General features: G+C 71.9%; 12 protein-coding genes. 8 read left to right on the top strand and 4 right to left on the bottom strand.

Annotated elements, in window-relative coordinates; all coding sequences use genetic code 11:
* Positions 1-41: 41 nt before the first annotated feature.
* Positions 42-1,103, bottom strand: a complete 1,062-nt coding sequence (locus tag ACWGR4_RS07560) for a cation diffusion facilitator family transporter (protein ID WP_452128517.1) — start codon at positions 1,101-1,103, stop codon at positions 42-44.
* On the bottom strand, positions 1,100-1,486 hold the full coding sequence (locus tag ACWGR4_RS07555) for an ArsR/SmtB family transcription factor (RefSeq protein WP_078974031.1): 387 nt from the start codon (positions 1,484-1,486) through the stop codon (positions 1,100-1,102). Before ACWGR4_RS07555 ends, ACWGR4_RS07560 begins: the two co-directional genes overlap by 4 nt.
* Positions 1,487-1,772: 286 nt before the next feature.
* On the opposite strand from ACWGR4_RS07555, the gene ACWGR4_RS07550 reads away from it, so the two are divergent.
* The 3 genes from ACWGR4_RS07550 to ACWGR4_RS07540 all read left to right on the top strand — a co-directional run bounded on the left by ACWGR4_RS07550 (position 1,773) and on the right by ACWGR4_RS07540 (position 5,192).
* The gene (locus tag ACWGR4_RS07550; protein ID WP_452128518.1) at positions 1,773-3,197 is read left to right on the top strand and encodes a S41 family peptidase; all 1,425 of its coding nucleotides are present in this window, start codon (positions 1,773-1,775) and stop codon (positions 3,195-3,197) included.
* 162 nt (positions 3,198-3,359) lie between these two features.
* The gene (locus ACWGR4_RS07545) at positions 3,360-4,088 is read left to right on the top strand and encodes a VOC family protein (protein ID WP_452128519.1); all 729 of its coding nucleotides are present in this window, start codon (positions 3,360-3,362) and stop codon (positions 4,086-4,088) included.
* Positions 4,089-4,121: 33 nt separating this feature from the next.
* Complete coding sequence (locus ACWGR4_RS07540; RefSeq protein WP_452128520.1) at positions 4,122-5,192, top strand: hypothetical protein; 1,071 nt, start codon at positions 4,122-4,124, stop codon at positions 5,190-5,192.
* A gap of 36 nt (positions 5,193-5,228) precedes the next feature.
* Here the strand turns inward: ACWGR4_RS07540 and ACWGR4_RS07535 are convergent, their stop codons facing one another.
* Positions 5,229-6,143, bottom strand: coding sequence for a PaaX family transcriptional regulator (locus ACWGR4_RS07535; RefSeq protein ID WP_452128521.1), 915 nt, complete (start codon positions 6,141-6,143; stop codon positions 5,229-5,231).
* 65 nt (positions 6,144-6,208) lie between these two features.
* On the opposite strand from ACWGR4_RS07535, the gene ACWGR4_RS07530 reads away from it, so the two are divergent.
* The 4 genes from ACWGR4_RS07530 (at position 6,209) to ACWGR4_RS07515 (ending at position 10,269) form a co-directional block, all read left to right on the top strand.
* Positions 6,209-7,375: an LLM class flavin-dependent oxidoreductase gene (locus ACWGR4_RS07530; RefSeq protein WP_452128522.1), complete on the top strand. Its 1,167-nt coding sequence runs from the start codon at positions 6,209-6,211 to the stop codon at positions 7,373-7,375.
* A 49-nt stretch (positions 7,376-7,424) separates the two neighbouring features.
* Positions 7,425-8,489: a zinc-binding dehydrogenase gene (locus ACWGR4_RS07525; protein WP_452128523.1), complete on the top strand. Its 1,065-nt coding sequence runs from the start codon at positions 7,425-7,427 to the stop codon at positions 8,487-8,489.
* A 355-nt stretch (positions 8,490-8,844) separates the two neighbouring features.
* Entirely contained in the window at positions 8,845-9,273 is a 429-nt protein-coding gene (locus ACWGR4_RS07520) for an ATP-binding protein (protein ID WP_452128524.1), read from the top strand.
* A gap of 120 nt (positions 9,274-9,393) precedes the next feature.
* Positions 9,394-10,269 carry a sigma-70 family RNA polymerase sigma factor gene (locus tag ACWGR4_RS07515; protein WP_452128525.1) on the top strand — a complete coding sequence of 292 codons (876 nt, stop codon included), beginning with the start codon at positions 9,394-9,396 and terminating at the stop codon, positions 10,267-10,269.
* Between the two features lie 273 nt (positions 10,270-10,542).
* Here ACWGR4_RS07515 and ACWGR4_RS07510 read toward each other — a convergent pair whose 3' ends face one another.
* Positions 10,543-10,812, bottom strand: coding sequence for a hypothetical protein (locus ACWGR4_RS07510; protein ID WP_452128526.1), 270 nt, complete (start codon positions 10,810-10,812; stop codon positions 10,543-10,545).
* Between ACWGR4_RS07510 and ACWGR4_RS07505 the strand changes: the two genes are divergently transcribed.
* Positions 10,800-12,608, top strand: a complete 1,809-nt coding sequence (locus ACWGR4_RS07505) for a TetR family transcriptional regulator (protein ID WP_452134186.1) — start codon at positions 10,800-10,802, stop codon at positions 12,606-12,608. The genes ACWGR4_RS07510 and ACWGR4_RS07505 overlap by 13 nt on opposite strands.
* The last annotated feature ends 253 nt before the right edge of the window (positions 12,609-12,861 follow it).

Here is a 12,861-nt window from a genome sequence, read left to right as displayed (position 1 = left end):
TATGCGGGCCCGATCGTGTGTCGCCCTCGGCGGGCGCCCGTTCAGGGCGTGTGTACTGCCCCGTGCGGGTCCTCGCAGTGGCCGCGCGTGGCGCCGATGGACAGCACCGTCGGGTCGGCATGGTCGACTTGGAGCGTGGTGTGGGTGATCGAGTACCGCTCGCGCAACCGTTCCTGCAGCCGGTCGCGGACCCGGTGGCAGTCGTCGCCGGGCTCGACCAGGACGTGCGCGGACAGCGCCGGGAACCCCGACGTGATGGTCCAGATGTGCAGGTCGTGGATCTCGGTGACGCCCTCGACCGAGGCCAGGTCGGCGCCGACCGCGTCCGGGTCGACACCCGTGGGGGCGGCCTCCAGGAAGATCCGCCACGACTCGCCGACCAGAGTGATGCCGGACTTGAGCATCAGCGCCGCCACGACCAGCGACGCGATCGCGTCCGCGCGGGCGAAGCCGGTGGTGAGCACCACGATGCCGGAGACCAGGGTGGCGATGAACGCCCACAGGTCGTTGAGGATGTGCTGGTAGGCGCCCTCGACGTTCAGGCTGGAGCGGTTGGCCTTGGAGATCAGCCAGGCCGCGATCACGTTGATCACGATGCCGACCGCGGCGGTGACGATGACCAGGCCGCCCTCGACGTCGGGCGGCGTGATCAGCCGGCGCACCGCCTCGTAGGTGAACCACACCGCGAGCACCAGGAACGTGATGCCGTTGACCTGGGCGGACAGGATCTCCGCCCGCTTGAAGCCGTACGTCCACCGCCCCCGCGCGGGTCGGGCCGCGAGGCGCATCGCCACCAGCGCCAGGCCGATCGCGAACGCGTCGGTGACCATGTGGCCGGCGTCGGTGATCAGGGCCAGCGAACTCGCCAGGATGCCGACCGTGACCTCGACGACGATGAACGCGCCGATCAGGACGAGCGCGGCGGTCAGGTAGCGCCGGTCGGCGTCGGCGGCGACGCCGTGCGAGTGCCCGGCGTGGCTGCCCCCGCCGTGGTCGTGCCCGGCGTGCGCCGCGTGGTCGTGGTCGCCGGCGCCCGGGCCGCGAACCGGCTCGGTGGTCCCGGGCCCGCCCGGCGCGCCGTGGTCGTGGTCGCGGGTGCTCATCGGGCCCCTCCGGGGATCTCGGTCGCGCAGCCGATGTGATCGGTGGCCGGGGCGTGGCCGATGTGCGCCAACGCCACGTCCAGAAGCAGGCGCACGTGGGCGTCCGCGAGGCGGTAGTACGCCAGCCGCCCCTCCCGGCGCACCGTCACCACCTGGTGCGCGCGCAGCAGTCGCAACTGGTGGGAGACGGCCGATTCGCCCTGCCCGCACGCGGCCGCGAGGTCGCGTACGCACAGTTCGCCCTCCAGGAGCGCGACCAGCAGGGTCAACCGCCCCGGGTCGCCGAGCAGTGCGAACACGTCGGCCGTCTCGGCCAGGTGCGCACCGTCGGGCAGCCGCGACCGCACCGAGTCCACCAGATCGGCGTTCACCGGCTGCGCCATCGGGCCACCTCCGTCGTCATTCCCATATGCCACCTCGGGTCGGCTACGACATCGTAACGTCTGAATAGATCTTCATACGAACGTCTGAAACAAAACATAGGGGCCGGGGGTATGCGTACGCAAGCGGGACGGGGCCGATCGGGGGTTACCCCCACCCGAGACAGACCGGCTCGCGCGATGTCGCGCCACCCTGGAGCCGGCCGATTCTGGTGCACGCAAGGAAGCACCGATTCGATCGCTCGACCCAGGCTCGTACCGCTCGTACCGCATCGGAACAGGAACCGCGATGACCAAGCTGCTCGGCACCTGTGCCACGGTGGCCGCCGCCACCCTGCTCGCCACCACCGCCGGCATCGCGTCGGCCACGGCCGACACCGCGCCTCGCGAGCGCCCGTCACCCCACCAGGACGGCGTCTGGCAGGTGGACGGCTACGGCACCGTGCTGACCATCGAGAACGGCACGTTGCAGCAGTACGACACCACCGCGATCAGCTGCCTCAAGGGCTCGACCGCGACCCGCGCGACGGTGGACGGCGACACGATCGGCTACCAGGCCGACAACAGCCGCGTCCTCGCCGTACGGGTGAACCCGAACCGCAGGCAGGCCACGCTGCACTTCACCGACGCACCGGACCACCGCAACCTGCGCCGCGTCGCGGCCCTGCCGGCGGCCTGCTCCCGCCCCCTGCCCGGGGACCCGCGCACCACATTCGACGTCTTTTGGCGGACCTTCGCCGAGAACTACCCGTTCTTCGCCGCCAAGGGCGTCGACTGGCAGGCCGTCGGCGATCGATACCGACCCCGGGTCGGCCCGAACACCACCGACGACGAACTCTTCGCGATCTTCCGGGAGATGCTGGACCCGCTCGACGACGCGCACCTGTACCTGAGCGGCGGCCCGAACCGCTTCTTCGCCGAGGCCCGCCCGGGCACGACCGCCCCGACGCCCGAACTCGACACGAGGATCAAGGCGTACATCCAAGAGCGCGACCTGGGCGCCGACCACCCGCTGACCGAGTACGGCCAGGGTCGGATCAGCTACACGGACCTGCCCGACGGCCAGGGCTACCTGCGCGTCTCCGGCTTCCTCGGCTACGTCGAGGACCCCAAGGGCGGCTATACCGTCAACGCCGCCGAACTCGACCGGGCGCTGAACGCCATCCTGACCACCGAACGAGTGGGGCGACTGCGCGGGTTGATCGTCGACCTGCGCGTCAACGGCGGCGGCGCGGACAACCTCGGCCTGAACCTGGCCGCCCGCCTGACCGACCGCCCCTACTTCGCCTACGCCAAGCAGGCCCGCAACGACCCGCTCGACCCCACCCGCTTCACCCGCGCCCAGCCCATCCAGGTCCGCCCCACCCCGGGCGTGCCGCACTACACCGGCCCGCTCGCGGTCCTGACCGGCGGCTCCACCGTCAGCGCCGGCGAAACCTTCACCCAGTCCCTGATGAACCGCCCCGGCCACACCGTCCGCATCGGCGAGGCGACCCAGGGCGTCTTCTCCGACGTCCTCGACCGGGCCCTCCCCAACGGCTGGCAATTCGGCCTCCCCAACGAGGTCTTCCGCACCCGCGACGGCCGCACCTTCGACGGCACGGGAATCCCCCCGCACATCACCGAACCGGTCTTCACCGACGAGGAGTTCACCCACCACAAGGACTCCGCCTTCGACCGCGCGACAGCCGAATTCCGCACCCGAACGAACTGACCCCGCCTTCCCCTTCGGGACCTGCGCCGCGTGGCACACCGCGCAGGTCCCGAGGACCGTCCGGAAACTCGGATGCGAGGGTCGTGTGTCGCGCCTAGGCTGCACGTTTTGGACTCGGACGGGCGTCGAAACGACCGTCGGTGGATCGGGGATGCACGAAACATGACCAGTCGACTGTTCGCCGTCAACTTCCGCGCGACCGACCCGACGGGCCTGGCGCGATTCTGGTCGCAGATCCTGGGGTGGGAGGCCGGCACCGACAGTGCGGACGACGTCGCGATCCTGCCGCCCGATCCCGCCGGGTTTCGGGTGCGTTTCCGGCCGAGTCGGGAGCCGAGGATTGGCCGGAATCGTATGCACTTCGACCTGACGAGTGCCTCCCCGGAGGTTCAGTCGCAGACCGTGGCGCGGGCGCTGGAGCTGGGCGGCCGGCACCTCGACGTGGGCCAACTCCCGGAGGAGACCCACGTGGTGCTCGCCGATCCGGACGGCAACGAGTTCTGCGTCATCGCGGCGGGCAACAGGTTCCTGTCCGACACCGGCCCCGGTCGCATCGGCGCGCTCTCCTGCGACGGTACGCGGGAGGTCGGCTACTTCTGGAGCAAGGCGCTGGGGTGGCCGCTGGTCTGGGACCAGGACGAGGAGACCGCGATCCAATCCCCGGACGGCGGCCCGAAGATCACGTGGGGCGGCCCCCCTGTGGCGCCCAAGACGGGCCCGAACCGGCTCTACCTCGACCTGGCGCTGCCCGCCGACGCCGACCGGGAAGCGGAGATCGCCCGGCTGATCTCGCTCGGCGCGACGCGCCCGGACGCCGCCGCGGACGCCGCCGGCCGGGTGTTGCTGATCGACCCCGACGGCAACGAATTCACCCTGCGCCGGCCCCGATAGCCGCCTGTCGTCGGCGTTCGCTAACTTTCGGGCATGTCGATCACTGCACACCCGCGCGACTCGGCCCGACTGCCGGGGGATGCCCCGGTCGACCGCCATGCCGTGGACAAGCGTGCGAACGGATCACGCCTCCTGGTTCGGCGCGGGCACCGGCTGGACGTCCACGACGTGGACGAGTTCTTCGCGGGCGCGCTCGCCCCGATGGCCACGTTCCCCGTGCCGTGGCCCGGGTGGGACAACGGCGTCGATGCGCTGAGCCCCGACGCGTCGTTCGTGGTGTTCTCCGGTCAGCGTGCGGTAACGGCCGTGGGCGCCGACGGCGAGCGGTTGTGGGAGTACCGGCACAGCTGTTGGGGACCGGTGGTCGGTCACACCCACTCGGGCGACGAACAGCAGGTGTGCCGCGGCTTCGAAAGCGGCTCCTGCCACGTCTCCGACGACGGCCGACACGTCTGGGCCCACGTCGTCATCGGCGGACACGACGTGGACTGGGACGACTGGCACGAGTGCTGGGTGGTCCTGGATGCCCGGGACGGACGGGAACTCGCCCGCATGCGGCTGGACAGCGCGGCCGGCGGCTCACACCAACGCTCACACCCGGACGGGATCCACGTCGGCCTCTGCATCGGCATGGGCCAGGACGGCATCCTGCTGCACTGGGCCCGCCTGGACGGCGACACGCTGACCGGGTGGGACCTGAACAACGACATGGACCGCATCCTGGCGGACGTGCACCCGGGCCACGACGGTTTCCTGACCGTCGAACACGACGGGGCCGACGTGCGACTCCACACCCTGGACGGCACGGTGCTCGCCGAGGCGGACCCGGAGCCGAACGACGACGAGTCCCCGTCCTGGTGGGACCACACCTGCGGCTTCGTGGACGCCGACACGGTCGTCGCCACCACGATCGATGCCGACGAAGACGCGGATCGCCCGGTCCGACACTGGCTGTTGGACGCGCGAACCCTCACCGTCCGCGGCCCGGTCACATACCCCACCGGCCCCATCACCGCCTACCCATGCCCTCTCGGTGACGGGACCTGGCTGACCTACGACAGCGCGAGCAGGACGTTCGACCGCTGGAGCGAAACACCGTCCTGATCGCGGCGAACGCGGCTTCGGCCGGGCCGGTCGGGGTCAGGGCAGTCTCGGGTCGCGGTCCAGCGCGGCCCACCAGCGGGCGGCCGGGGTGTGGATCTGCCGCCAGGTGGTGATGAACAGGTCGTTCGCGGTACCGCCGGGCCAGTCGAGCGGGAGCAGCGCGGCCGGCAGTCGTGGGTCGCGTTCGAAGGTCCGGCGCCACGCGTGCACCATGCGCGTGCGCAGGACGAAGGCCGCTTCGTCGGAGTCGGCGCGCGCGTCGGCGAAGCGGGCGACGAAGTCGTCCAGGATCGTGCGCACCGCGACCAGGTCCCACGCCTGTTCGACCAGCGCCCGTTCCCGCGCGGCGTCGCACACGGTCGACGTCATCCACATCGCGTGTGCCGACAGGCCCTGCTCGGCGATCAGCGCGCGCAGTGCGTCCACCCCGCCCGGGTCGGCCGCGATCCACACCCCCCGACCCAGGTCACCGAAGCCCTCGAAGGCGAGTTGCTCCTCGACCACCGCCCGCGCCTCGCGCAGCGCCGCCGGTGGGCGGAACAGGAGTTGTTGCCACTGCCCCGACCAGGGCGTCTCCCGGGTCGCCCGGGCCAGCCGGTCGGTCCAGCCGGTCAGCAGGCGGTACAGCGACGGGGCGAGGGTCAGCCGGGTGTAGCGCCCCTCGGACCGGGCAAGCAGCCACCCCTCCCGGGTCAGCCGGGTGATCGCCCGCCGGGTCGCCGCCTCCGGCACCCCGAGGGTGTCGAGCGCGGCCACCAGGGTGGGCGACCACACTCCGTCGTGCCCCGGCCAGCGCACATACTCCCCGAGCACGGTCAGCAGCAGCGTGCGCGCACTCGGCCCGCCGTCGGCGGTGCGCCGGGCGCGCGGGCCGGTCGAGGTGCCCGCGGCCGATCCGGCCGACGTCCCGCTCGCGGCCCTTGTTTCCTCGCCATCCTCCATGTAGGACATAACTCATCCAAGCACGTTCTTGTGTCCTATGAAAGCGCGCCACGCGTCCGACGAAAGGCCCGCCCGTGTCAGAGGCCGCCACACCGACCCGCTTCGGCGCGTTCATCGCGCCCTACCACGGCATCGACGGCAACCCCGCGCTGCAACTGCGCCGCGATCTCGACCTGGTCGGGCACCTGGACGCCCTCGGCTTCGAGGAGGCGTGGATCGGCGAGCACCACTCGGCCGGCTACGAAACGATCGCCTCCCCCGAGGTGTTCATCGCCGCCGCCGCCGAACGCACCAGCCGGATCCGGCTCGGCACCGGCGTCAACTCGCTGCCGTACCACCACCCGCTGGTCCTGGCCGACCGCATCGTGCAACTCGACCAACAATCGCGCGGGCGGGTGATGTTCGGCTCCGGGCCCGGCCAACTGGCCTCGGACGCCTTCATGATGGGCATCGACCCGATGCGCCAGCGGAGCATGATGGCCGAGGCGCTGGCCGCGATCGTCCCGCTCCTGCGCGGCGAGACGGTGACCATGAGGACCGACTGGTTCACCCTGGACCAGGCCCGACTGCACCTGGGCCCGTACACCCGCGCGGGCATCGAGACCGTGTGCGCCTCCACCGTCTCCCCGTCCGGATCGGTCCAGGCCGGCACCCACGGCATGGGCCTGCTCTCGCTCGCCGCCGCCGACCCGTCCGGCTTCGCCGCGCTGGCGACCAACTGGGACGTGTACGCCAAGACCTGCGCCGAGCACGGTCATGTCGCCGACCGCGAACGCTGGCGCCTGGTCGTGCCGATGCATCTGGCCGAGACCGTCGAGGCGGCGCGCGCGCAGGCCGAGTACGGCGTGCACCACCTCGTCGACTACATCCAGGGCCTGTCCGGGATGACCATGCCGTGGGGGGCGACGCCCGAGGCGGCGATCGCGCAGTGGACCGGCGAGGGTTTCCCCACCTTCGGCGTCGCGATGATCGGCACTCCCGCGCAGGCGATCGAGCGGATCACCGCGATGACGGAGCGCTCCGGCGGCTTCGGCACGCTGCTGCTGCTCGATCTGCCGATCGCCCGGCCCGCCGACAAGTGGCGCAGCTACGAGTTGTTCGCCGAGTACGTAGTGCCGCACTTCACCGGCGCCAACCGCCCCCGACAGGCCTCGATGGCCTGGGCGAACGAGAACAGCGAACGTTTCATCGGCGCGCTGCGCCAGGCGGTCGTGGCGGCGATGACCCCGCCGGCGTCCTGACCGACCCCACCCGAGCCCCATCCACCCGAAGCCCAGGGAGACGCCCATCATGCGAGCAGCGGTACTGCGCGGCGGCACGTTCACCGTCGAGGACATCGCGGCCCCCGAACCCGGCGAGGGTCAGGTCCTCGTGGAGACGGTGGCCTGCGGGATCTGCGGCTCGGACCTGTCCGCGTACAAGCACACCGCGGATTTCCTTCGGGCCTCGATCGACTCGGACACCCCCTCGTTCGTCTTCGACCCGGACGCCGACCTGGTCATGGGCCACGAACTGGCCGCGCGGGTGGTGCGCCCGGGCCCGGGGGTGACCGGGTTCGAGCCGGGCGAGGTGGTGGTCGGGCTGCCGTGGGCACTCGACGGCGGCGGTGTACTGCGCACCATCGGCTTCTCCAACACCTTCCCCGGCGGCTTCGGCGAGCGCATGGTGATGCAGGCCGCGGCGCTGGTCAAGGTGCCCGGACACGTGCCGCCGCACGTCGCGGCGCTGACCGAGCCGCTGGCCGTCGGCTTCGGCAACGTGGCCCGCTCCGGCGCCGAACGCGGCGGCGCGGCGATCGTGATCGGCGCCGGAGCGATCGGCCTGGGCGCGATCGCCGGGCTGATCGAACGCGGCGTCGCGCCCGTCGTGGTCTCCGAACCCTCGCCGCGCCGGCGCGCACTCGCCCGCGCGTTCGGCGCCCACGTGGTGGTCGACCCGGCCGAGCGTGATCCCTTCGACGCGTGGCGCGAGGGCGCCGAGCCGGGGCAACCGCTGACCGTCTTCGAGTGTTCCGGCAAGGCCGGCATGTTCGACCGGATCACCTACGCCGCGCCCCGCGGCGCCACGGTGTTGCTGATCGGGGTGTGCATGACCGAGGACACCTTCCGGCCGGTGGTGGGGATCTACAAGGACCTCACGGTGAAGATGTGCCTGACCTATCCGCCCGAGGAGTATCCGAAGACCCTCGCCCGGATCGCCGCCGGCAGCGTGGACGCGGCATCGCTGATCACCGGTCAGGTCGGCTTCGAGGGGGTGGCCGCGGCGATCGACACCCTCGGCCGCCCCGACGAACACGTCAAGGTCCTGGTGCGCCCCCACCTGACCGGCACGGAGGTACATCCGCCCGAGGCGTGACGAACGCCGGCCGGCGGGCGCCAGGCCCGTCCGCGCCCGTCCGCGGAGCGGTAGGGCGCGCGGGACACGCATCACGCGTACGGGTGGACCCGGGAGGGCCGCCCCTGGCGCGCGCTGTGCGCGGGCGGCGCGCTCGCCAGGGCGTTTCGCCGACGCGCGCCCCCGAACGCCCCGCCGACGGAGGTGGGGAAGTGTCGCAAACTGGACGCGGCGGGCGTCGGAATCGGTACGCTCCGAGGGAATTCCCTCGGAAGATCCGTACACCCGCCATCGGGGTCATCATGAGCCACACCAGGCGCCGCAACGGCGCCGTGTCCGTCCGTCACGTGACCGCCACCGGCTCGGGAGGCGCGGCATGACCGTGCTCAACGATGCCCATCCGGTGTGTCGATTCGACCTGCCGCCGCACGAGGCGGAGGTGTCCGCGGCCCGTCGCAAGGTGGTCGCGATCGCCGTCGAGTGGGGCATGCCCGCCCACGGCGATCTGGTGGACACCCTGCGTCTGGTGGTCTCCGAACTGGTGACCAACGCGATCCGACACGCGGGCGTACTGACCCCCGCCATCGTGGTGACCGTGCGCGGCACGGCCGAGGGGGCGCTCCAGGTCGGCGTGCACGACCGACATCCGTTCTGCCCCAAAGCCCTGGTGGAGACGGTCGACGACGACAGCGGCCGCGGCCTGCTGATCGTGAAGACCCTGGTCACGGAGGCCGGCGGATACGCGGGGATCCAGCCGGACGCGACCGGCGGCAAGACCGTGTGGGTGTGCCTGCCGCTGCGCTGAGCCCCCGCAGGGGGCCGGCCGGGTCGGGGCCGCGCCGGCCGGCTCGATCGTCGGTTCCGTCACATCGCCTCGCTCCCATCGGTCATGTCCGTGACACGACACCACGGAAATGTGAGACCGATGGACGAGAACGACTTCCTTGCGGGCCGCTTCGAGGAACACCGGACCCACCTGCGCGCGGTGGCGTACCGCATGCTCGGTTCGTTCAGCGAGGCCGACGACGCGGTCCAGGACACGTGGATCCGGCTCAGCGGTACGGACGTGCGCGAGATCGACAACCTGGGCGGCTGGCTGACCACGGTGGTCGCCCGGGTGTCGCTGAACATGCTGCGTTCGCGCCGGACCCGCCGCGAGGACCCGCTGGAGGCGTTCGTCGCGGACCCCACGGTCTGCACGGCCGAGGGAAACGACCCCGAACACCAGGCGATGCTGGCCGACTCGGTCGGCATGGCGCTGCTCGTCGTCCTGGACACCCTCGCCCCGGCCGAACGACTCGCCTTCGTGCTGCATGACATGTTCGCGCTGCCGTTCGACGAGATCGCGCCCATCGTGGACCGCACGCCCACCGCGACCCGGCAGTTGGCCAGTAGGGCGCGCCGCCGGGTCCAGGGCTCGCCGGGCGACCTCGAGGTGGACCCCACCCGGCAGCGCGAGGTGGTCGGCGCCTTCCTGGCGGCGTCGCGCGGCGGCGACTTCCAGGCACTGCTCGCCCTGCTCGACCCCGACGTGGTGCTGCGCGCGGACTCGGCGGCGATCGCGGTCGGCGCCATGGTCGAGGTACGCGGCGCGGCGGCGGTGGCGGAGACCTTCTCCGGCCGGGCCCAGGCCGCACGGCCCGCCCTGCTCGACGGCATCGCCGGCTTGGCCTGGGCGCCGGGCGGCGAACCCAGAGTCGTCTTCGGATTCATGATCGCGAACGACCGCATCGTCGGCATCGACCTGCTGTCCGACCCGGCCTACCTGCGCGATACGGATGTGCGGTTGCTGGACGGGTGAAGCCGTCGCTCCGACCCCCTCCGCTCACCACTTCAGATCGAACCGCTGCCCCATGACGTCGATCCCCCCACGTACGCGCGGGGTGCTCCTCGGTCGGGGTGAAGCCCGCCTGCTCGTACAGGTGCCGGGACGCGCCCAGGCCCGCGATGGCCCACAGGTACACCCCGGCCGCGTCGCGCCGGCGGCCCTCGGGCCGGCGCGACGTCGAGCAGCGCGCGGCCCACGCCGTGCCCCCCCGGGCGACCGGGTCCAGGATCACCCAGCGCAGCCGCATCAGGCCGTGCTCTCGCGGGTCAACCCCACCGCGCCCAAGACCCGTTCGCCGTCGTCGGCCACCCACATCCGCCCGGGCCCGTCGTCTCCCTCCCGGGCCCGCGCCGGCACCGGTTCGGCCATCCCGGCCGCGACCGACGCCTCCATCGTGGCGTCCATGCCGTACTCGCGGCGGTACAGCACCCCGTGCAGCGCGGCGACCGCGCCCAGGTCGCCGGGGCGGTCGGCGTCCCGAATCCGCACGACGCGCGGGCCCGATGTCGAGGTCACGATCTCGAAAACCTTCACGAACGCCCCACCGACCCTCCACTGAAACAGTCGTTTCAGTGGAGGGTTTGCGGATGACCGCCGACGCGAAACCCCCCACCTCCGCCCGCCGCGACGAACTGCTCGCCGCGAGCGTGGCCTATGTCGCCGAACACGGCCTGGCCGAGTTGTCGCTGCGCCCGCTGGCCCGGGCGATCGGCTCCAGCCCGCGCGTACTGCTCTACCTCTTCGGCTCGAAGGAGGGCCTGATCCGGGAGATCCTGGAGGTCGGCCGCGCCGAACAACTCGCCCTGGTCACCCGCGCCGACGGCCGCCCCGGCACCGCCCGCGACACCCTCGACCTGCTGTGGACCTGGCTGGTGGCACCGGAACGACGCGGCGCGCTGCGCCTGTTCTTCGACGGCTACGTACGGTCCTTCCAGGGCGACGCCCCCTGGTCCGACTTCACCGTCGCCTCCCTCGACGAATGGCTCCCCCCCACTCGACCGCGTCCTGGCCGACCACCAAGTCCCCTCAACCCTGGTCCTGGCCACCCTCCGCGGCCTCCTCCTGGACCACCTGGCCGCCACCGACCCGAGCCACACCCGCCGCGTACAGGCCGCGTGGACCGCCTTCCTCGACAACTCCTTCCCATCCCCCTGACCCGGGGCGGGAGGGTTCTCGGCTGGGATTCCCCGACGGCCTTTCCGAATGGGTCGAGCACTTCCGACGCACGTTGCGCCTTGGGTCGCGGATGGCCGGTGCGGGGCCGGTCGGAGTCGGTGGTGGGCCGCCGCCGGCGTGCGGGGCTCCGAGACGGAGGGCTCCCGGCGAGACTGGCGTGTTGCTCGGCGAAAAAGCGGCCGGCAGCGGCGGACAGAGAGGGCGCTCGGGTCGGGTTCGCCGGGCGTGCGTTCCCGAGTGGGCCGGGTGCTTCCAGCGGGGGTGGCGCCTTGGGTCGCGGGTGCCGGTGCGGGGCTTGTCAGAGTCGGTGGTGGAACGCGGCCGGCGTGCCGGGCTCCAAGGCGGAGGGCTCCCGACGAGACTGGCGTGTTGCTCGGCGAAAAAGCGGCCGGCAGCGGCGGGCCTGGCGGGCGCTCGGGTCGGGTTCGCCGGGCGTGCGTTCCGGAGTGGGTCGGGCAGGGCATTTCTTCGAGGTGCAGTGGGCGGGTGTGGAGCGAGAGTTCACGAAACCGGACGGCGTTGGGTGCCGCGGCCTCGGTGTGGGAGAAAACCGCAGGTCAGCGCGGAGAGGAGAGCGTTTGGGGTGCCTCGGGATCCGGTTTCGGCTCTCGCTGGGCACTTTCGGCCGCCTTGACGGCCTCTTTGGAGTGGCAGTGCTCGAAGCCGGCTCCGAGTGTGCGGTTTCGGTCTCCGCTCCGGCGTTGAGGGGGTCGGAGCGCACGAAACCGGCACTCGTCGCCCGACTTTCCGCCCCGACCTCGCAAAACGGCAGGTCACCGAGCCTCGAAGCCCACAACCACCCATCGCGATCCGGTTTCGAACCCCAACTCCCCTCCAACACCCCCGCAACGTCCCGACCCACCCGGGAAGGCTCCCCGGAGGGCACGACCCGAGCGCTCTCCCGCCCCCGCTGCCGGCCGGTTTTCGCCGACCAACACGCCCGCCTCGCCGCAAGCCCGGAGTCTCGGACCCCCGCACGCCGGCGGCGGCCCACCACCCACTCAGACCAGCCCCGCAACAGCCACCCGCAACCACAAGCACAACGCGCGCCGAAACCACCCGACCCACTCCAAAACGCACCCCCGGTGAACCCAACCCGAGCACCCACACCGCCCGCCGCTGCCGGCCGCTTTTAAGCCGACCAACACACCCGCCCCTCCGGGACCTCGAAGTCTCGGACCCCCGCACGCCGGCGGCGGCCCACCACCCACTCAGACCAGCCCCGCACCAGCCCCCGCCACCAAACACCCAGGTTCGGTCGAGGCGGCGGTCGGTAGGGGCGGGGGTGGCGGAGGCGGTCTGGGGGCTCGGGTTGGGTCGGGCCCGTGGGTGGGTGTCGGTGGGGCGTGGGAGGGTGGCTGGTTCAAGATCGTTTGTACGGTGTCCGGG

The organism is Embleya sp. NPDC055664, assembly GCF_053618075.1.
This window is presented reverse-complemented; position numbering and strand designations above follow the sequence as displayed.

Coding starts and splice junctions, on each gene's coding strand:
- ACWGR4_RS07515 (WP_452128525.1), top strand. CDS start 9,394: ATGGACGAGAACGACTTCCTTGCGGGCCGCTTCGAGGAACACCGGACC.
- ACWGR4_RS07535 (WP_452128521.1), bottom strand. CDS start 6,143: ATGTCCTACATGGAGGATGGCGAGGAAACAAGGGCCGCGAGCGGGACG.
- ACWGR4_RS07540 (WP_452128520.1), top strand. CDS start 4,122: ATGTCGATCACTGCACACCCGCGCGACTCGGCCCGACTGCCGGGGGAT.
- ACWGR4_RS07520 (WP_452128524.1), top strand. CDS start 8,845: ATGACCGTGCTCAACGATGCCCATCCGGTGTGTCGATTCGACCTGCCG.
- ACWGR4_RS07560 (WP_452128517.1), bottom strand. CDS start 1,103: ATGAGCACCCGCGACCACGACCACGGCGCGCCGGGCGGGCCCGGGACC.
- ACWGR4_RS07545 (WP_452128519.1), top strand. CDS start 3,360: ATGACCAGTCGACTGTTCGCCGTCAACTTCCGCGCGACCGACCCGACG.
- ACWGR4_RS07555 (WP_078974031.1), bottom strand. CDS start 1,486: ATGGCGCAGCCGGTGAACGCCGATCTGGTGGACTCGGTGCGGTCGCGG.
- ACWGR4_RS07505 (WP_452134186.1), top strand. CDS start 10,800: ATGTCGAGGTCACGATCTCGAAAACCTTCACGAACGCCCCACCGACCC.
- ACWGR4_RS07525 (WP_452128523.1), top strand. CDS start 7,425: ATGCGAGCAGCGGTACTGCGCGGCGGCACGTTCACCGTCGAGGACATC.
- ACWGR4_RS07550 (WP_452128518.1), top strand. CDS start 1,773: ATGACCAAGCTGCTCGGCACCTGTGCCACGGTGGCCGCCGCCACCCTG.